This is a genomic window from Streptococcus mitis, from assembly GCF_946188585.1.
GTDB classification, from domain to species: domain Bacteria; phylum Bacillota; class Bacilli; order Lactobacillales; family Streptococcaceae; genus Streptococcus; species Streptococcus mitis_DG.
Map to the genome: position 1 here is coordinate 33,035 of NZ_CAMHVI010000002.1, position 19,405 is coordinate 52,439.

General features: G+C 38.7%; 16 protein-coding genes and 1 pseudogene. 3 read left to right on the forward strand and 14 right to left on the reverse strand.

Annotated elements, in window-relative coordinates:
- Positions 1–105 precede the first annotated feature (105 nt).
- From N8M66_RS02865 to N8M66_RS02910, 10 genes and pseudogenes are all read right to left on the reverse strand, one after another.
- Positions 106–3,150, reverse strand: coding sequence for a type I restriction endonuclease subunit R (locus N8M66_RS02865; RefSeq protein WP_261045520.1), 3,045 nt, complete (start codon positions 3,148–3,150; stop codon positions 106–108).
- A 55-nt stretch (positions 3,151–3,205) separates the two neighbouring features.
- The gene (locus N8M66_RS02870) at positions 3,206–3,718 is read right to left on the reverse strand and encodes a restriction endonuclease subunit S (protein WP_261045521.1); all 513 of its coding nucleotides are present in this window, start codon (positions 3,716–3,718) and stop codon (positions 3,206–3,208) included.
- A gap of 104 nt (positions 3,719–3,822) precedes the next feature.
- On the reverse strand, positions 3,823–4,476 hold the full coding sequence (locus N8M66_RS02875; RefSeq protein WP_261045931.1) for a restriction endonuclease subunit S: 654 nt from the start codon (positions 4,474–4,476) through the stop codon (positions 3,823–3,825).
- Entirely contained in the window at positions 4,445–5,035 is a 591-nt protein-coding gene (locus N8M66_RS02880; protein WP_261045522.1) for a restriction endonuclease subunit S, read from the reverse strand. The genes N8M66_RS02875 and N8M66_RS02880 overlap by 32 nt, the downstream gene beginning before the upstream one ends.
- Positions 5,035–6,039 carry a virulence RhuM family protein gene (locus tag N8M66_RS02885; protein ID WP_261045524.1) on the reverse strand — a complete coding sequence of 335 codons (1,005 nt, stop codon included), beginning with the start codon at positions 6,037–6,039 and terminating at the stop codon, positions 5,035–5,037. The genes N8M66_RS02880 and N8M66_RS02885 overlap by 1 nt, the downstream gene beginning before the upstream one ends.
- Positions 6,029–7,600 carry a type I restriction-modification system subunit M gene (locus tag N8M66_RS02890; RefSeq protein WP_261045526.1) on the reverse strand — a complete coding sequence of 524 codons (1,572 nt, stop codon included), beginning with the start codon at positions 7,598–7,600 and terminating at the stop codon, positions 6,029–6,031. The genes N8M66_RS02885 and N8M66_RS02890 overlap by 11 nt, the downstream gene beginning before the upstream one ends.
- Positions 7,601–7,722: 122 nt before the next feature.
- Positions 7,723–8,655, reverse strand: a complete 933-nt coding sequence (locus N8M66_RS02895; protein ID WP_314725943.1) for a DUF4238 domain-containing protein — start codon at positions 8,653–8,655, stop codon at positions 7,723–7,725.
- Positions 8,648–9,070 carry a hypothetical protein gene (locus tag N8M66_RS02900; RefSeq protein WP_261045528.1) on the reverse strand — a complete coding sequence of 141 codons (423 nt, stop codon included), beginning with the start codon at positions 9,068–9,070 and terminating at the stop codon, positions 8,648–8,650. The genes N8M66_RS02895 and N8M66_RS02900 overlap by 8 nt, the downstream gene beginning before the upstream one ends.
- 125 nt (positions 9,071–9,195) lie before the next feature.
- Positions 9,196–9,903: a hypothetical protein gene (locus N8M66_RS02905; RefSeq protein ID WP_261045529.1), complete on the reverse strand. Its 708-nt coding sequence runs from the start codon at positions 9,901–9,903 to the stop codon at positions 9,196–9,198.
- 113 nt (positions 9,904–10,016) lie between these two features.
- A pseudogene (locus N8M66_RS02910) lies at positions 10,017–10,316 on the reverse strand (DUF6261 family protein); the annotation flags it as partial.
- Positions 10,317–10,503: 187 nt separating this feature from the next.
- Between N8M66_RS02910 and N8M66_RS02915 the strand changes: the two are divergent.
- Positions 10,504–11,121 (forward strand): TVP38/TMEM64 family protein, encoded by a 618-nt coding sequence (locus N8M66_RS02915; protein WP_261045531.1) that lies wholly within the window; start codon positions 10,504–10,506, stop codon positions 11,119–11,121.
- Between the two features lie 42 nt (positions 11,122–11,163).
- Here N8M66_RS02915 and scrK read toward each other — a convergent pair whose 3' ends face one another.
- Both scrK and N8M66_RS02925 read right to left on the reverse strand, forming a co-directional pair.
- Complete coding sequence (scrK, locus tag N8M66_RS02920; protein WP_261044124.1) at positions 11,164–12,051, reverse strand: fructokinase ScrK; 888 nt, start codon at positions 12,049–12,051, stop codon at positions 11,164–11,166.
- Positions 12,052–12,199: 148 nt separating this feature from the next.
- Positions 12,200–14,086, reverse strand: a complete 1,887-nt coding sequence (locus N8M66_RS02925) for a sucrose-specific PTS transporter subunit IIBC (RefSeq protein WP_261045532.1) — start codon at positions 14,084–14,086, stop codon at positions 12,200–12,202.
- A gap of 379 nt (positions 14,087–14,465) precedes the next feature.
- Between N8M66_RS02925 and N8M66_RS02930 the strand changes: the two genes are divergently transcribed.
- The gene (locus tag N8M66_RS02930; RefSeq protein ID WP_261045534.1) at positions 14,466–15,920 is read left to right on the forward strand and encodes a glycoside hydrolase family 32 protein; all 1,455 of its coding nucleotides are present in this window, start codon (positions 14,466–14,468) and stop codon (positions 15,918–15,920) included.
- Positions 15,901–16,866: a LacI family DNA-binding transcriptional regulator gene (locus N8M66_RS02935; RefSeq protein WP_261021794.1), complete on the forward strand. Its 966-nt coding sequence runs from the start codon at positions 15,901–15,903 to the stop codon at positions 16,864–16,866. The genes N8M66_RS02930 and N8M66_RS02935 overlap by 20 nt, the downstream gene beginning before the upstream one ends.
- A 35-nt stretch (positions 16,867–16,901) precedes the next feature.
- Here N8M66_RS02935 and N8M66_RS02940 read toward each other — a convergent pair whose 3' ends face one another.
- Together N8M66_RS02940 and N8M66_RS02945 are read right to left on the reverse strand one after the other, a co-directional pair.
- Positions 16,902–18,176: a hydroxymethylglutaryl-CoA reductase, degradative gene (locus tag N8M66_RS02940; RefSeq protein WP_261045536.1), complete on the reverse strand. Its 1,275-nt coding sequence runs from the start codon at positions 18,174–18,176 to the stop codon at positions 16,902–16,904.
- Positions 18,176–19,348, reverse strand: coding sequence for a hydroxymethylglutaryl-CoA synthase (locus N8M66_RS02945; protein ID WP_261045934.1), 1,173 nt, complete (start codon positions 19,346–19,348; stop codon positions 18,176–18,178). The genes N8M66_RS02940 and N8M66_RS02945 overlap by 1 nt, the downstream gene beginning before the upstream one ends.
- Positions 19,349–19,405 lie beyond the last annotated feature (57 nt).

Genomic DNA, 19,405 nt, shown 5'->3' on the forward strand with positions numbered 1-19,405 from the left:
GAAATATGGAAACAAAGTTATATCTTAAAAATGAGCGAATTATGAGCGAATAAATAGTATTTTTTGTAGAGCCTGATTTTTCTAATAAATATTAGTCAACAATCCTTAAATACCTGAATAAGTCTCTACTAACAACTGAATCTTACGTAAAACTTCTTGCTTTTTCCGTTCACGCGCTCCCTGTCTACGAGAAGTTGGTGGAATAATCGAATCCAAATCAGTCCCACTGTTTTCAGCATAACCTCGTTGAATTGATTTGTCTATGAATAATTGGTAATCAGCTACAAGTTTCTCAGACTCAGCTAGGTCATGGATTGCGATTTTCTTGCGCTCCTTGCCATATTCATAGAAAGCATTGATAATCCCATCATGGTCTTTCAATTTTTGCAAATCGGTGTCATTGATAAACCCAATAACCAACTCTTCTTTGGCACGGATATCGATACTAGAACGAATCACACGACTAACTTCTGCTTTCATTACTTCTTTAGACTCAGAATTCTTCGATTTTTCAACAATCAATGCCAAGATATAGTCTAGGTTAATCTCATCAGTTTTTAATAACTCAATTTCAAATTCGACATCTGAAAGGTCAACATCCAAATCCTTGGTCTTTTCATAGTTTTTAAGATTCAAAAATTCATCTCGAATTTCCACATAGGCACTTCTTAAATCTTGAAGATAACCTTCAGAAATAGGTTTGTCGATTTCTTGGAATTCGTCATAATTTCGAAGAACATTATCAAGTTTCAACAACTCACCAAATAACTTAACAAACTCCTTTTTATCATGCTCGGTTTCAATTTCTTGCGGATTTGGGAATTTTTCCAGAATTTCCCGACAAACCGCAGTATATCCTTTGACCTCGATACCCGTTACCTGATCGACAAAACCATCCATGTATTCACTAAAGCTTTTTTCTAAGATGATTTCAAGCTTATTTGTGTCTCCAAAAGTCTTAATAGCTTCTTGCGTAGCCTTTTCTAAATCACGAAAACAAACAATATTTCCAAAAGGTTTAACCCTATTAAAAATTCGATTGGTTCTCGAGAATGCCTGAATCAATCCATGATAACGAAGGTTTTTATCGACAAAGAGAGTATTCATGGTCGGAGCATCAAATCCTGTCAAGAACATACCCACTACAATCAGTAAATCCACTTCCTTGGACTTAACTCGTTTAGAAAGGTCACGATAGTAATTTTGAAACTCTTTACCATCTGTCGAAAAGTTCGTCTTGAACATTTGATTATAGTCGTAGATTGCCTTAGCCAGAAACTCTTTAGAAGATAGAGACATAGCTGTATCTTGAGGGTCTAGCTCTTCGTCTTGAATTTCCCCATAAGTTGACTGTTCTTCGTTAGGTGCAAAGCTAAAAATGGTTGCAACTTTTAAGCGTTTAGCTTCTGGTAAAGCTGCTTGTTGTCGCTGGATTTCTTCATAGTATAATTTTGCTGCTTCAATACTTTGTACAGCCAGCATGGCATTAAATCCAAACAGTTGTTTTTGCTTATGAGTATAATGTTGATTTCGATGCGTTTTGTCATTATAAACTCTCAACAGGTACTCTGTGATGGTTGCTATCCGTTCTGGATGCAAAAGGAGTTCCTTCTCCATCTTTTTGAGTTTCTTCTCATCAAGCTCTTGACCAACTGCTTTTTCTGCTTCTCTATATTTATTGATTTCAGGCTTGATATAGTTATAGTCAACCTTGAACTTCAATACTTTTTTATCTCGAATAGCATCTGTGATAACGTAATTATGAAGTTGTTCTCCAAAAACTTCCTGGGTCGTTTCACCCGTTAAGCTATTTTCTGGGAAAATCGGTGTTCCTGTAAATCCATACAAAGCATACTGTTTAAAGGCCTTCTTAATCCGCTTCTGCGCCTTCCCAAACTGCGAACGATGACACTCATCAAAAATCAAGACACATTTTTTAGCATAGACTTCATGATTTGGATTTGCTGTGATAAACTTGTTTAACTTTTGAATAGTTGTGACAATGATTCGATCATCATTTTCTTCGATACTTCGTTGGAGTTCTTTGGTATTGTTGCTACCATTGACTGAATTTGGCTGGAATTTTTGATACTCCTTCATGGTCTGGTAGTCAAGGTCTTTTCTATCAACGACGAATATCACTTTGTCAACGTAATTCAACTCTGTTGCCAAGCGTGCAGTCTTAAAGCTGGTCAAAGTTTTCCCAGAACCCGTCGTATGCCAGATATAGCCACAAGCATTGATAGAGCCAAAGTTTTTCATCTCATTAGATGAATGAATCTTGCGTATGATACTCTCAGTAGCTGCTATCTGATAAGGACGCATGATGAGCAAGGTATTATCAGCATCAAAAACACAATACTTGGTCAAAACTTCTAAGAGCACTCGCTTGCTTAAGAAAGTGACAGTAAAGTCTTCTAAATCGTGAATTGTTTTATTCTTACGGTCTGCCCATTCACAGGTGAACTCATAGTGATTTTTATTTTGAGCAGTCGTATTAGCAAAGTAGCGTGTATAAGTCCCATTCGAAATCACAAAAATCTGAATGTATTTGTATAAAGAATTTTCGCTATTGAAGCTTTCCTTGCTATAACGGTGAACCTGATTAAAGGCTTCTTGCAGACTAACTCCACGTCTCTTTAATTCAATCTGAACTAACGGTAGACCATTCACTAAAATAGTAACATCATAACGGTTGGTATGAGTACCCACTTGGGTCACCTGGTTGATGACCTGCATGCTGTTGTTATGAATGTTTTTCTTATCAAGAATGGAAATATTTTTAATCCGTCCATCATCAAAAACAAAGTCATAGATATGATTTTCTTGAATTTTTCGAGTTTTTTCAACTAGACCTTCATTGGGACAGTCTAAATACTCTACCACAAAGCGATCCCACTCAGCATTCGAAAAAGTCACCTTATTAAGTTTTTCTATTTGCACCTTGGCATTTGCTAAGAGCTCTTCAGGCGTATGGATATCTAGTCGTTCGTAGTTAAGATAATTTACCAAATCTGAAATCAACTGATTTTCTAAATCAGCCTCTGACTGATACTCTCTATCTGTGCGATACTCTGGTTGATACTCAGCCAAGAGAATCCCTTCATTTGTTTCCGCAATTACTTCATGTACTTTTGAATAATCAACCATAGCATGCTTCCTTTTTTGTTTGAATTGAGATTCTATCTCAATATGATTAAAGAGTTTATCTAGTAAAGTTTAATAATTGTTCTCGCCAGTATTCATACTGTTTCTGTCTTAGTTCAATTTCCTTTGGAAGACCTTCAGAAAGAGAGTTAGTTAAAGTGTTAAAATTATCAAGAATAGAGACGATTCTTTCTTGTTCAGTAAGTGATGGCAATATAAACTTATATTGCATAATTGCTTGCTTATCTCCTCGTGGCATTTTAGAACCTTTTGAGTATTGCACATTATAATTAAAGAATCGATCATCTGATAAAATATAATATAAATACTTATTTTCCATAAAAGGGGTTATAGAATTTTGAATTGTCAAGACATCTCCACTTGACCCACCAACTTGATTAGAAAACCAGATTTTTTTTAGATAAGGTCGGATATTACCAATCAATATATCACCCTGATTATAGGTTGTAACACTCCCTTGATTAGGTAAGAATGTAGCAACTGTTTTCCCTTTTCTATCTTGTAACAAATTATCAACTCCAACATAAGTTTCAGGAGTTAGTTCTGTCACACTAATCCTCTTTTTGCTATATTCTGCAACTGCTCCCAACTCCACTCGAATTGGACCAAATACCCACTGTAAAAGCTTGATAATAGCGGAGTTGTCCCACTCCTCTACTCTACTCTACTCTCAGTGTACACGCCTTCGGCGGTGAATGTCAAGAGTTTTTCTCGAAAATATTCGTACTGTTTTTGGCGTAGTTCAATCTCCTTGGGTAGTCCGATGTTAAGGTCATTACAAACCGTATCAAAGTTGTCTAAAACTTGAACGATACGAGACTGGATTTTAGGTTCCACATATGGTATTGGAAAATTTCTTAATTTCCCAAGTCCAAGAAACACTTGACTACCTTTACTACTATTACTTAAAATATAATCTTTGGCATATGTTGACTGTAAATAATGTAATAAATATCTTGCTAAAATTCTACTTTGTGTCTTAATCAATCCCACGTTTTTAATAGCAAAGTCTGGCTCCTCAGTAATATGAGCTATTTCTCCAACAGTTCCAATCATAGTAAATAACAAATCATCAATATCAACTTTACTTCTCTTGTTAATATTATCAAAGTCGGATTCACTTATAAAATAAGCACTATCAAAAATTATCGAACCATTTTTGACATTTTTGGAGGTTATTAAATATTTACCAAAAGCTTTTTTATTTGGCGAGTCATGTGTTCCATCACGCACATCACAAACTTCCCCCAGCGTCTTCCACTCCACCTGATATACTTTATTGTTCGCCCCCCCCCGAACTATCTTCATCAAAGTTCAAGAGATAATCTCTAAAATAAGAATATTGCTTTTTACGTAAGGTCAATTCTGAGGTCAATTCTGTAACATAATCGGTGAATTTGTCAAGTATTTGCACGATTTTTTCTTGAATTTCTAGGGGTGGGATGGGAATAAGAAACTTTGAATAAGTTCCAATCCATTGTCTACCATGTTGATCTGGTTTATAAGTTATTGTACCCAAATAATGCCATACATAGCGTAATAAAACTTCGTTTTCAAATTCATCTTTTATCGTTAGCATTTTCATTGCTGATGATTTTACTTTAAATTTAAAATCTACCCATTGTTTTGATGTAGTAAAATCATCAAAAATGATAACAGGATTGTTTTCGCTAGCATGATAAATACCGTCTTTTTCATTTGTATAGCCTAGAATAAATGATTGTCCCGCAGTTAAAACAGGAATTTCATTACTGTCAGTATAAGCTTTACTTGATACAATATATTTTGTTGGTTGCTCATAATCTACTACTTCCCCCAACTCTTTCCACTCAACGGAAAAGTTTTGGATTTCTTCTAGGATGTTCATCAGTTACCTCCTTCCTTGGCTAGATTTTCAATATTTTTAATTTCCTTGAGGTAATCTTTTTCAACTTGACTGAGGGTATTGGTTTGATAGCTCTTATATTCCTTATCTACCTTATTCTCCATCTGTTCACGAGAGATAGAGCCACTATTGTCCAGCAAGTCTTCTCCAGTAGCCTGAAGGATACGATCTACGTGTGTTACCCAGTCAGCCATAGTCATGACCTCTTCTCGCTCTGCCTGTCTTTCAGCAAAGTCTAGATATCCTGATACAAGCTGGTTAAGCCCACGGAGTTCCTTTTCTGTCAGATAGTTCTTGGCAACTTTTGCTTCAGATAGAGTAGGGAGGTCGCCCTTAAAAGTGGTCAAGCCCAGAAACTCCTTTTCACTATCAATACGATTGTAGATGAGTTCGCTGGCAGTATTGTGGTGAATGGCGTAATGCATCTTGTTTTGAACTGTCGCAAAGAATTTCTTTGCCTCTGGTGAATTTGCATTATAGTCACTTGATGTAGCAAAGAGATCCAAGACCTGACGATAAAAGACTTTTTCACTCGAGCGGATGTCTCGGATTCTTTCAAGGAGTTCTTTAAAGTAAGAGCCTCCACCCAAGTTTTTCAAGCGCTCATCATCCATAGCAAAGCCTTTGATCAGATACTCTTTCAAGACTGTCGAAGCATAGTGTCTAAACTGGATTCCACGAGGGGAACGCACACGATAACCAATCGCCAAAATCATATCGAGATTATAAAAGGCGACTTTTTTTGACTGAGTTTTCCCAGCCATTGCACCGTGACGAGTGGTTGTCAACTGATAGTTGACAACCACTGTTTCATCCAACTCACCATCTTCAAAGATGGCCTTGATATGTTTACTAATGTTTTGCTTGGAAGTTTGAAAGAGCTCAGCTAGTTCCTGTTGGGTCAACCAGACTGTTCCATTATCCAAGTGGAGTTCAATAGCTGACTCCCCATCATCAGTTCTATAGAGAATTACATCATTTGCCATGGCTCAATTCCTCTACAATCTTATCTATCTCTGCACGCAAGTAATCAATCTTAGCAACTGTCTCTTCGATTTCTTTATTTAGCTCATCAATATCAATCTTCTCACGTGTATCTTCTTGTTCAACATAGGTTGAGACAGAAAGGTTATAATCCTGCTCTGAACCAATCACTTCATTATCAACGAGAGCAGATTTATAGTCAACATTTTGATAATTAGAGAATAATTCAACTATATGTTCGATATTGCTATCCGTCAAAACATTGTTGTTAGTTTCTTTTTTGAATTCCTTACTCGCATCGATAAAGAGCGTTTTGTTCTCTAGTTTATTTTTTGCCAAAACCAAGATCGTCGTTGCGATAGAAGTTCCAAAGAAGAGATTGTCTGGAAGAGAAATCACTGCTTCAACAAAGTTGTTATCTACTAGATACTGACGAATAGTCTTTTCAGCTCCTCCACGATAGAAAATTCCTGGAAAACATACAATAGCTGCTCGACCTTTATTGGACAAGTGATTGAGACTATGCATGATAAAGGCAAAGTCAGCTTTTGACTTAGGAGCTAGCTTACCAGCTGGCGCAAAGCGGTCATCATTTATTAGAGTTGGATCTCCATCTCCCACCCATTTGACAGAATACGGAGGGTTAGAAACAATAGCATCAAAAGGCTTTTCTTCCAAATGTTGAGGATTTAAAAGGGTGTCCCCTCGCTTAATGTCAAAGTTATTGTAATTGATATTGTGCAAGAACATGTTCATACGAGCCAAGTTATAGTTGGTCATGTTAATTTCTTGACCAAAGAAACCATCTTCTAGGATATGCTCTTCATATTGTTTTTTCATCTGGAGGAGGAGAGAGCCTGAACCACATGTTGGGTCATAGACCTTGTTAATCTTGTCCTTGCCGACCATCACTAGACGAGCTAGTAGTTTAGAGACTGTCTGAGGTGTGAAAAATTCACCCCCACTTTTTCCTGCATTACTTGCATAGTTGGAAATCAAGAACTCATAAGCATCCCCAAATGCATCGATGTCATTTTCCTCAAAGTTACCAAAGTTAATGCTATTGATACCATTTAGAATGTCAGAAAGTCGTTTATTTTTTTCTGGAACAGTTCCACCAAGGATATTGCTTCGTGTATCCAAGTTATCAAACAAACCTTTGATATCATCTTCTGATTTGAAGCCAATGGCTGACTTTTCAATATCTTGAAAAATATTGGCCAACTCTTCATTTAAATTTTCATTTTGTGAAGCGTTCTTGACGACATTTTCAAATAATTGACTTGGAAGGATAAAGAAACCCTTATCCTCAACTGTCCCTGGTTTGAAATCTTGCTCAGCTTCTTGGTCACTTAAGTCAGCATAACGGAATTCTAAATCCCCAGCCTCATGCTCAGCACGGTCAAAATAGTCTGCCATGTGCTCTGAAATAAAACGATAGAAAAGGATACCTAGGACATATTGCTTAAAATCCCAACCATCTACAGCTCCACGAACATCATCAGCAATCGCCCAAATTTTACGATGCAGCTCCTTGCGTTCTGCATTTTCTTTACTTGCCATCTTTACTTTCCTTAATTAATGTATTATCTTTTCTATTTTATCATATTTCAAGAAAAACCACTCAAAGTGAAAAGAGTGAGTGGGTTTTCTTTATATAAAACGAAAATAATGCGTTATTTTGGTTATGTATTAGAAATAGTCTTTAAGAAATCCATGAAATCTGAATGAACAAATATCTGTCTTTCAGAGTGCCTAACTTGAAGATTATTAACTGAATTTATAAAAGGAGTATCATGATTCGAAAGAACTGCTAGTGTATTATTCAAACTCTCCACTTTTACTCCCAAAAAGTTCCTTGGTACTATTTTAATAAGAATTTTACTAGATAATGGATAGTAGATAAATGTATCATCTCTTCCTACACCGTTGTCAGCGTATGAAACTGAATTTCTAATAAAATTATACATCACAACTGGAGAGTCGCTTGTAATAAATGGAACACTAGAATTATTGAAATAAACTAACCAAATTTTATCAGCTAATACCTTAGAAAGTTTTTCCAGTCTATCTACCTCTGCAATTAATGAAATAAGCATATTTCTTATAAAGTCATCTTTGTTATTAAAATCTTCTAATATGCCTTTTATTATTTCAGGATGTAATTCAAACTGTTCGGATGTTTCCTTGATTGTTTCATCAAACATAATTTTCCCATTCTCAAACCTACGTTCTAAAAATCCTGGAACTCTTAACACTTGAAAAATGATCATTTTAGATAACGAGTAAATCTGAGAAACTGTTAAAACATCATTCTTTTTTTGAGATAACGTTAGTGAAGCAATTATGTTAGTCATCTCTGGTCCATATAAAGGTTCAATCTCGCTGGAGAAAAATTTCTCCCAATGTTTAGAATCTTTTTTATCACTAACGTCATAAAAGTTTTTCCTAAACGCCACATTATCAACTGAATCTATAAAAATTTTATTAGATTTTAATTGTTTAACTGCTATATTATAGCCTTTATTATTCAGATTTTTCTTGCCGAATCGTTTTAAATAACTTTTAGGAACAACGTGCTGTTTAATATTTGATTTAATCGTATTCCTCCTATCTATCTAATTCACACAAGCCGACTTCTAGGAAATGAGACAGTATATCTTCTGAACTTAATTTTCCTGATTTAAACTGTTCAAACATTTTTAAGAAAATAAGACTATCTATTATTAATACATTATTAGCCGCATTGCTGGCTACTTCAATAACATTAACGCTAACAGGTAGTCGTTTCTCAGGTTTTATATCCTTAAATCGATTTACTATGATTATCTTTTTAATTACGTCTGGAACAACTTCTTTTGTTTCTTCATAAATATGTCCGTGAGTCACTAATTGTGAAACATTTGATTTTTTTACATCTCTTGTTAGTCCTTTAAATTCAAAAATGTAATGAATCCCATCTTTCTCGAAAGAATAATCTTCATTTTTTCTATCTTCAAATTCACTTTGAACATCACACATTATTTCTAACATTTCTATCAAAATTACTTCTAATTCCAATCCTGATTTAAATAAAATTGATTCAAAACGTTTATTTTCACGAATAATTTCTTTTGAAATTTTTATTTTATCTTTAGACTCTTCAATCTTTTTATTTTCTATTTGTATAGCTTCATCTTGTTTAATATCATCAAAAAATGTAGTTCTTGAAACCAGTCAGGTGCCTCTTCTTCGGTTTCGTCCATCAAAACATTTTGTACCAAGACTGATAATTCATCATTATTTTTAGCTTGTAGAGTAGTTAATGAATACTTGCCATGTGATACAAATACTAATTTTTCACTTCCGTCTGAATAGACCATATCCTCTGGTAGATTATAACCGTCATAATAATTGTCCCCCATTCTTGAGTCAAAGTAGAAATCAGCTGATAGTTTGGTACCTAACAAATTTGTATGAGTTTTTTCGTAATACAAATCAATATCTATTGGTATAACTTTTTCTAAATTATGAACCAAATACCTGATAATATCTTTAAGTTGCTCCCTAGACAAAAAATCTTTGCCTCTTCCTCTAATTGGTGTTGCATATTCCGTTTTAAAGCTAATATTTGGTGGTAGAATGTATAAGAATTTTGTCTTAGATGAGTGACAAACGCTAGTTAATAGCGTTTGAAAGTCATTATCGCAACCTAGTTTTTCAAAATCCTTATTATAACAACGATTTAACCAAATTGATGAACTAGTCAAATCGATAATATTTAAATCATAAGAATCTAATGAATGGGCCTCCCCAAATGAATTACACTTCGTTACACTATAATTATTTTCATTACGCCCATTATAATTTATTAACTGTATTTGCATTCTTTTCCTTTCTATCTTACATCGAATCTATTTTCTCTTTTTAATTTTCCTAATAAAATTATACCACGAAGCCACAAAAATCCCCTTAGAAATCCGCTTCTAAGGGGTTGTCTTTATCCTGCTGCTTGGGCTGGTTCTGTTGGTTTGGTCTTTTTATCTTTCTTGTTGCTAGTGATGAGACGACGCTTGCTATCTCGGATGCTATTGAGTTCCTTGAGTAGTTGAGTCAGGTGTTCCTTTTCAGGGTAAGCTTCTGCACTGGATGCGGTATAGCGCATAAAGAGGTCGTAGCTAGTTGAAAGTTCGGTACGGAGTTGTCTAGTCTTGCCAACTTCCTTGGCAGACTTGTGAGCACGCGCCTTACTTTCCACTTGGTCATATTCCTCTTGAGCATTGACCACCGCCGTCAGCAGTAGAATAATTTTAAATTTATTCAATTACGGTTATTCTAAACCTAGAATACACATAAACTTTAGGAAATAGACCTATTCTATGTCTCGAAGGCCTGTATTCCCATCTATTTCTCATCAAAAAGACTCATTCCCCCTTTCTCCTCCAAAATATGGTATAGTAGAAATATACTATCTATGAGGAGTTTACATGTCACAGGATAAACAAATGAAAGCTGTTTCTCCCCTTCTGCAGCGAGTTATCAATGTCTCATCAATTGTCGGTGGGGTTAGCAGTTTGATTTTCTGTATTTGGGCTTATCAGGCTGGGATTTTACAGTCTAAGGAAACCCTCTCTGCCTTTATCCAGCAGGCAGGTATCTGGGGGCCACCTCTCTTTATCTTTTTACAGATTTTACAGACGGTCGTCCCTATCATTCCTGGGGCCTTGACCTCGGTGGCTGGGGTCTTTATCTACGGGCACATCATCGGGACAATCTACAACTATATCGGCATCGTGATTGGCTGTGCCATTATCTTCTATCTGGTGCGCCTCTATGGAGCTGCCTTTGTCCAGTCTGTCGTCAGCAAGCGTACCTACGACAAGTATATCGGCTGGTTGGACAAGGGCAATCGTTTTGACCGTTTCTTTATCTTTATGATGATTTGGCCCATTAGTCCAGCTGACTTTCTCTGTATGCTGGCTGCCCTGACCAAGATGAGTTTCAAGCGCTATATGACCATCATCATTCTGACCAAACCCTTTACCCTCGTGGTTTATACCTACGGTCTGACCTATATTATCGACTTTTTCTGGCAAATGCTTTGACACATAAAAAATCCGTTTGGTTTCCCAAGCGGATTTTGTGCTTTATTTTGAAACTTCTTTTGCAAGGACAAAATTTCCAAGAGTAGCAGAACCATTTCCTGCAACTGCTGGCGTCACGATGTAGTCACGCACATCTGGCACTGGTAGGTAGCCATTGAGAAGAGCTGTGAATTTCTCACGGACACGGTCCAGCATGTGTTGTTGAGCCATAACTCCACCACCAAAGACAATCACGTCTGGACGAAAAGTCACTGTAGCATTGACCGCAGCTTGAGCGATATAGTAGGCTTGAACATCCCAAACAGGGTTGTTGAGTTCAATGTTTTCCCCACGAACACCTGTACGAGCTTCCAAACTTGGACCAGCTGCATAGCCTTCCAGACATCCCTTATGGAAAGGACAAACACCCTTAAACTCTTTTTCAATATCCATTGGGTGTCTAGCAACATAATAATGACCCATCTCAGGGTGACCCACACCGCCGATAAACTCACCACGTTGGATAACACCTGCACCGATACCTGTACCGATTGTGTAGTAAACCAAGTTTTCGATACGACCACCAGCATTGTTACGGGCAACCACTTCACCGTAGGCAGAGCTGTTTACGTCTGTAGTGAAGTACATTGGCACGTTAAGGGCGCGGCGAAGGGCACCAAGCAAGTCTACATTTGCCCAGTGAGGTTTTGGAGTTGTTGTGATAAAGCCATAAGTTTTTGAATTTTTGTCAATATCAATCGGACCAAATGAACCAACTGCAAGACCAGCAAGGTTATCGAATTTTGAGAAGAACTCAATGGTTTTATCGATTGTTTCGATTGGAGTTGTTGTTGGAAATTGTGTTTTTTCTACAACGTTAAAGTTTTCATCACCGACAGCACAGACAAACTTTGTACCGCCCGCTTCCAAGCTTCCATATAATTTTGTCATGATAAACCTCTTGTTTTTATTTTCTTTATTATAGCATATTTCGAAAGTCTAAATTTCTCTATTTTTTAGATTTTCCTCTGTAAATCTTACCATTCAAGCAAAAACGAACAAACATGTCATTTGTTCGTTTTCATTTAGCTAGGAAAGATTAGGCTTTCACTTCGATAAGAGCATCCCCCTTCGCAACTGAACCTGTTGCGACTGGAGCTACTGAAGAGAAGTCAGCTGTGTTTGTAACGATAACCATTGTTGTATCATCAAGTCCAGCTGCAGCGATTTTGTTTGAGTCAAATGTTCCAAGAACATCGCCTGCTTTCACCTTGTCACCTTGAGCAACTTTTTGTTCGAAACCTTCACCGTTCATTGTTACCGTGTCGATACCAACGTGGATCAAGACTTCAGCACCGTTAGTTGTTTTCAAACCAAAGGCGTGACCTGTCGCAAAGGCGATTGAAACTTCAGCATCAGCTGGTGCATAAACCACACCTTGGCTAGGTTTCACAGCGATACCTTGTCCCATTGCTCCACTTGAGAAGACTGGGTCATTTACATCAGCAAGAGCTACAACGTCACCAACGATAGGAGTTACAAGTGTTTCATTTTGAAGAGCTGCTGGAATGTTACCAGTTGTTTCTTCTTGGACCAAACGTTCTGTCTCTACTTCAGTAGCAACTTCTTTTTCATCCTCATAACCAAACATATAAGTAAGAGCGAAACCAAGAACGAATGATACAGCTACCATAAGAAGGTATTGGGCAAGTTGTCCGTTACCGATGTAAAGCATTGTACCAGGGATGATGGTGATACCATTACCAGTACCAGCAAGTCCAAGGATTGAAGCCAATCCACCACCAATCGCACCAGCAATCAATGAAAGGAAGAATGGTTTACGGAAGCGCAAGTTCACCCCGAAGATAGCAGGCTCTGTAATACCGAGGAAGGCAGAAAGAGCAGCTGGGAAAGCAAGTGTTTTTAGTTTTGGATTTTTAGTTTTAACACCAACCGCAACAGTCGCAGCACCCTGAGCTGTCATAGCAGCTGTGATGATAGCGTTGAAAGGGTTAGCATGGTCAGCAGCAAGCAATTGAACTTCAAGCAAGTTGAAGATGTGGTGCACACCTGACACGACGATCAATTGGTGAACCCCACCAATCAAGAAACCACCAAGACCAAATGGCATGTTAAGGATCGCTTTTGTAGCGATAAGGATGTAGTTTTCAACGACGTGGAATACTGGTCCGATGACAAAGAGTCCAAGGATAGACATAACCAAAAGTGTCACGAATGGTGTTACCAAAAGGTCAATCACATCTGGAACAATCTTGCGGATAGCTTTTTCAAATTTAGCTCCGACAACCCCGATGATGAAGGCTGGAAGAACGGAACCTTGCAAACCAACAACAGGGATGAAACCAAAGAAGTTCATAGCTGTTACTTCACCACCTGAAGCAACTGCCCAAGCGTTTGGAAGTGAGCCAGAAACAAGCATCATACCAAGAACGATACCAACGGCTGGATTTCCACCGAATACACGGAAGGTTGACCACACAACCAAACCTGGCAAGATGATGAAGGCTGTATCTGTCAAGATTTGAGTGTAAGTTGTCACGTCAGCTGGAAGTGTCATTCCAAGAGCAGTCAAGAGACCACGCACACCCATGAAGAGACCTGTTGCTACGATAACTGGGATGATTGGAACGAAAACGTCACCGAAAGTACGGATAGCACGTTGGAACCAGTTTCCTTGTTTAGCAGCTTCTGCTTTCATGTCATCTTTAGATGATGTTGGCAAACCAAGTGCAACAACTTCATCGTACATTTTGTTAACTGTACCTGTACCAAAGATGATTTGGTATTGACCTGAGTTAAAGAAAGCACCTTGAACTTTCTCCAAGTTCTCAATCACTTCTTTATTGATTTTTCCTTCATCTTTGACCATGACACGAAGACGAGTCGCACAGTGGGCAACACTGTTGACATTTTCACGTCCGCCCAAGGCATCGATGACTTTTTTTGCAATTTCCTGATTGTTCATTTGCAAAAATCTCCTTATATAAAATTTTGTTCTTGTTTGAAAGCGATTTTATCCGCCCTACGACTATTATTTTATCATGTTTTAGAAATATGTCAAGCGTTTTGCAGAAAAAATATTCTATCCACTTAGTTGGCTTGCTTTAGATTGATTGATTTTGACTGTTTTATCAGGTGTTCCTTAAAAAAACAAGTTTAAAATCTTGGTTAAACGGGTTTTGTTTCATTATCTTTCATATTTCCTTGAAAAATTGATCGGTTTCCTGCATTTATTTTATGATAAACGTTTGACAGTTTTTTCTCTTTTTTAACATAAAAGGCTTGCTTTTTCGGTCGAAAACGGTTACTATTAAAAGTGATAAGATTTTTGGAGGAATGAATGAATGGAATGGACAACTGAGCGTCGTTACAGACTTTATCAAGATTGGACGCAAGAAGAAATTCAACATATAAAAGAAAATATGGCACAATCTCCATGGCATACTCATTACCATGTTGAGCCAAAAACAGGACTTCTCAACGACCCAAATGGCTTTTCTTACTTTGATGGAAAGTGGATTGTTTTTTATCAAAACTTTCCTTTTGGTGCAGCCCACGGTTTGAAATCTTGGGTGCAATTGGAAAGCGATGATTTGGTTCACTTCACAGAAACCGGAGTCAAAGTTTTGCCTGATACTCCATTAGATAGCCACGGTGCCTACTCTGGTTCTGCTATGCAATTTGGTGATAACTTGTTCCTATTCTATACAGGAAATGTCCGTGATGAAAACTGGATTCGTCACCCATACCAGATTGGGGCTTTGATGGATAAGGATGGCAAGATTACGAAGATTGACAAGATCTTGATTGACCAGCCAGCAGACTCTACTGACCACTTCCGCGATCCGCAAATTTTTAACTTCAAGGGGCAATATTATGCTATCGTCGGTGGACAGGACTTGGAGAAAAAAGGGTTCGTTCGTCTCTACAAAGCTATTGACAACGACTACACAAACTGGCAAGCTGTTGGCGACCTTGACTTTGCTAACGACCGTACTGCCTACATGATGGAATGCCCAAATCTAGTCTTTGTAGGAGAGCAACCTGTCCTTCTTTACTGCCCACAAGGTTTAGATAAGAAAGTTCTAGATTACGACAATATCTATCCAAATATGTATAAGATTGGGGCTTCCTTTGACCCTGAAAATGCCAAAATGGTAGATGTGTCTCAACTTCAAAACATGGATTATGGTTTCGAAGCCTATGCAACCCAAGCCTTTAACGCTCCTGACGGACGTGCTCTAGCAGTTAGCTGGCTTGGATTACCAGATGTTTCCTACCCATCTGACCGTTTTGACCACCAAGGAACCTTCTCTTTGGTTAAAGAACTGACTATCAAAGATGGCAAACTCTACCAATACCCAGTCGCAGCTATCAAGGACCTTCGTGCTTCTGAAGAAGCCTTCTCAAACCGTGTCCAAACCAATAACACTTACGAACTTGAACTTAACTTGGAAGCCAATAGCCAGAGCGAGATTGTTTTACTTGCTGATAAAGAAGGCAAGGGACTTTCAATCAACTTTGACCTTGTAAATGGTCAAGTGACAGTGGATCGTAGCCAGGCTGGTGAACAGTATGCCCAAGAATTTGGAACAACTCGCTCTTGCCCTATCGAGAATCAGTCTACTACTGCTACAATCTTCATCGATAACTCTGTCTTTGAAATTTTCATCAATAAAGGAGAAAAAGTATTTTCTGGTCGTGTCTTCCCACATGCGGACCAAAATGGGATCCTCATCAAATCTGGAAACCCAACTGGAACTTACTATGAATTAGATTATGGTCGCAAAACTAACTGATGTCGCAAAACTTGCAGGTGTCAGCCCTACTACCGTTTCTCGGGTTATCAATAAAAAAGGCTATCTATCTGAAAAAACCATTCAAAAAGTAAATGAAGCCATGCGAGAATTGGGCTATAAACCCAACAACCTAGCTCGTAGTTTACAAGGAAAATCAGCTAAGTTAATCGGCTTGATTTTCCCAAATATTTCCAATGTTTTCTACGCAGAATTGATTGATAAATTGGAACATCAACTCTTCAAAAATGGGTACAAGACCATCATCTGCAACAGTGAGCACGATTCTGAGAAGGAACGTGAATACATCGAAATGTTGGAAGCCAATCAGGTGGACGGCATCATTTCTGGTAGTCATAACTTGGGAATTGAAGACTACAATCGCGTGACAGCACCGATTATTTCCTTTGACCGAAATCTGTCACCAGATATTCCTGTCGTTTCCTCTGACAACTATGCTGGTGGAGTTCTGGCGGCCCAGACCTTGGTTAAGACAGGTGCCCAATCTATCATCATGATTACAGGGAATGACAATTCCAATTCGCCAACTGGACTACGCCACGCCGGCTTTGCCTCTGTACTCCCCAAAGCTCCTATTATCAATGTTTCCAGTGACTTTTCTCCCGTCAGAAAAGAAATGGAAATCAAGAATATCTTGACTCGACAAAAGCCAGATGCCATCTTTGCTTCAGATGACTTAACAGCTATTCTGGTCATTAAAATTGCTCAAGAACTGGGCATTTCTGTCCCTGAAGAGCTTAAAGTCATCGGCTATGATGGGACTTACTTTATCGAGAATTACTATCCTCAATTGGCTACTATCAAGCAACCTCTGGAAGAAATTGCCTGCCTCACTGTCGATCTTCTCTTGCAAAAGATTGAAGGCAAGGAAGTCACCACAACAGGTTACTTCTTACCAGTTACTCTTTTACCAGGAAAAAGCATTTAAGTACAAGAAAACTCAGACCAATTCGTCTGAGTTTTTTATAATCTTAAGTTTTCTAAATGACGCTTAGCTGTCTCTAAGTTAAAGGTTTTATCTGCGATGAGGAGCTCGACTAGGGGAGCTACTTCGGATTCACTGGCACCTGCTAAGAGAGCTAAGGATTTGGCCTGCAATTTCATGTGACCTTGTTGAATCCCTGTGCTGACCAAGGCTTTCAGGGCCGCAAAATTTTGGGCTAACCCGGTAGAAACAATAATCTGAGCTAATTCTCTGGCAGAAGGATTTCCCAATAGCTCATGACTAAGGGCTACACGAGGATTGAGGCCGATAGAACCACCCTTGGTCGCTACAGGCATGGGCAGGGTCATTTCACCGACCAATTCTTCTCTTTCAAGGTCCAGCGTCCATTGACTAAGACCTTGATAGCGTCCGTCTCGACAGGCAAAGGTATGAGCCCCGGCTTCGATGGCACGCCAGTCATTACCAATGGCAATCAAAATGGCATCAATACCATTAAAAATCCCTTTATTGTGGGTAGTAGCTCGATAAGGATCAGCTTGCGCAAATTGGCTAGCCAACGCAATTTTCTCCGCAATTTCTCGTCCTTGATCCTTTTGGCGGCTCAAGTAGCGAAAGGCGATGCGACAACTTGCCGTCACCAGAGAATCGGTCGCGTAGTTGGACAGGATTCCCATGAGACTTTGTCCCTGGCTGAGTTCTTCTAAGACTGGTTTCAAAGCTTCCAGCATGGTGTTGAGCATATTGGCTCCCATGGCTTCCTGGGTATCGACATGGAGATAAACAACGAGAAAGTCTGTTTCACCTTTAATCTGCTCGACATGCAAATCACGCGCCCCACCCCCGCGTTTAACAATGGAAGGATAAGCTTGATTGGCAAGTTCCAAGAGTTCTGCTTTCTTGCTGGCAATCTTCTCTTGGGCAAAATCTGGTTCAGCAACTTGATAAAGGGCCACCTGCCCAATCATCTGACGCTCATGGACTTGTGCGGTAAAACCTCCTGTACGCTTGATGATTTTGCTGGCATAGCTGGCTGCAGCAACCACGGACGGTTCTTCTGTCACATAGGGAACTGTGTATTCCTGACCGTTAACGAGAACCTCTGGGACCAGCGAATAAGGCAGAGAAAAAGTTCCCACTACATTCTCACTCAGCTGGTTTGCCACAGTCACACTAATCTGTTCATCCTGCTCCAAACTCGCTTGGGTCTCAGGACTAAGGAGCGCCTGAGCTTTTAACAGCTCAAGGCGCTCATGGTATGATTTTTTAGAAAATCCATTCCAACTTATCTTCATTATTTTTCAACCTTGCTATAACGGCGTTGGTGGTCGAGAATTTCAACCAAGGCATAGTCTTGATTTTCATAGCCAGTAAACTGAGCAGAATTTGTTTCATCTAAGTCTACTTCCTCAAAGAAGACTTTTTCATAGTCTGCAACAGACAGGGCAGTTCGTTGGTTGAGCTTGTTCAAACGGTCTTTATCCAGATAAGCTTCATATCCTTCAACCAATTCACCACTGAAGAACTCAGCCACAGCACCACTTCCGTAACTATAAAGGGCAATTTTATCGCCAGCCTTCAAGCTATCTGTATTTTCCAAGAGAGACAAGAGTCCAAGGAAAAGTGAACCTGTGTAGATATTCCCCACCTTTTGACTGTAGAGAATAGACTGGTCAAAATGCTTTTGCAAGAGATCTTTTTTCTCTTGAGGCAGGTTCTTATCCATGATTTTTTTCAAGCCTTTTAGCGCTAATTTAGGATAAGGCAAGTGGAAGCAAACAGCCGCAAAATCATCCAAAGTTAGCTGGTAGCGTTTTTGATATTCAAGCCATGTCGTTTTCAAACTATCTAGATATTGTTGGGTAGAATAGACACCATTTACATAAGGAGTTGTCGAGTAATTTGGTCGCCAGAAATCCATAATATCACGAGTCTGAGCTACATTGTCATTATTAAAGGCCATAATACGTGGATTTTGTGTAATCAACATAGCCACACTTCCTGCACCCTGAGTGGGTTCTCCTGGAGTTTCAATACCATATTTGGCAATATCGCTTGCGATGACCAAGACCTTGGACTCTGGAGAATTTTCCACATGCAATTTGGCATAATGAAGGGCCGCTGTCGCTCCATAGCAAGCTTCTTTAATCTCGAAACTACGAGCAAAGGGCTGGATGCCCAGCAAACCATGCACAAAGACGGCCGCAGCTTTACTCTGGTCAATTCCTGACTCGGTAGCCACAATGACCATATCAATTTCTTGTCTTTCTTGCTCAGTTAAAATAGAATCACTTGCACTGGCCGCCAAGGTCACGATATCCTCAGTTAGGGACGCAATACTCAATTCCTTGAGTAAGAGTCCTTTGCTTAATTTTTCAGGGTCAATTCCCCTCGCTTCTGCTAAGTCTTGTAATTTCAAGACATATTGACTGGTCGCAAAACCAATCTTATCAATACCGATTGTCATATTTACCTCTGTTTTATCATTCATTGTAAAAAATCGTTCTATACTATTTTATCACAA

Coding starts and splice junctions, on each gene's coding strand:
- N8M66_RS02865 (WP_261045520.1), bottom strand. CDS start 3,150: ATGGTTGATTATTCAAAAGTACATGAAGTAATTGCGGAAACAAATGAA.
- N8M66_RS02875 (WP_261045931.1), bottom strand. CDS start 4,476: ATGAAGATAGTTCGGGGGGGGGCGAACAATAAAGTATATCAGGTGGAG.
- N8M66_RS02880 (WP_261045522.1), bottom strand. CDS start 5,035: ATGAACATCCTAGAAGAAATCCAAAACTTTTCCGTTGAGTGGAAAGAG.
- N8M66_RS02885 (WP_261045524.1), bottom strand. CDS start 6,039: ATGGCAAATGATGTAATTCTCTATAGAACTGATGATGGGGAGTCAGCT.
- N8M66_RS02890 (WP_261045526.1), bottom strand. CDS start 7,600: ATGGCAAGTAAAGAAAATGCAGAACGCAAGGAGCTGCATCGTAAAATT.
- N8M66_RS02900 (WP_261045528.1), bottom strand. CDS start 9,070: ATGTTAGAAATAATGTGTGATGTTCAAAGTGAATTTGAAGATAGAAAA.
- N8M66_RS02905 (WP_261045529.1), bottom strand. CDS start 9,903: ATGCAAATACAGTTAATAAATTATAATGGGCGTAATGAAAATAATTAT.
- N8M66_RS02915 (WP_261045531.1), top strand. CDS start 10,504: ATGTCACAGGATAAACAAATGAAAGCTGTTTCTCCCCTTCTGCAGCGA.
- scrK (WP_261044124.1), bottom strand. CDS start 12,051: ATGACAAAATTATATGGAAGCTTGGAAGCGGGCGGTACAAAGTTTGTC.
- N8M66_RS02925 (WP_261045532.1), bottom strand. CDS start 14,086: ATGAACAATCAGGAAATTGCAAAAAAAGTCATCGATGCCTTGGGCGGA.
- N8M66_RS02930 (WP_261045534.1), top strand. CDS start 14,466: ATGGAATGGACAACTGAGCGTCGTTACAGACTTTATCAAGATTGGACG.
- N8M66_RS02935 (WP_261021794.1), top strand. CDS start 15,901: ATGGTCGCAAAACTAACTGATGTCGCAAAACTTGCAGGTGTCAGCCCT.
- N8M66_RS02940 (WP_261045536.1), bottom strand. CDS start 18,176: ATGAAGATAAGTTGGAATGGATTTTCTAAAAAATCATACCATGAGCGC.
- N8M66_RS02945 (WP_261045934.1), bottom strand. CDS start 19,348: ATGACAATCGGTATTGATAAGATTGGTTTTGCGACCAGTCAATATGTC.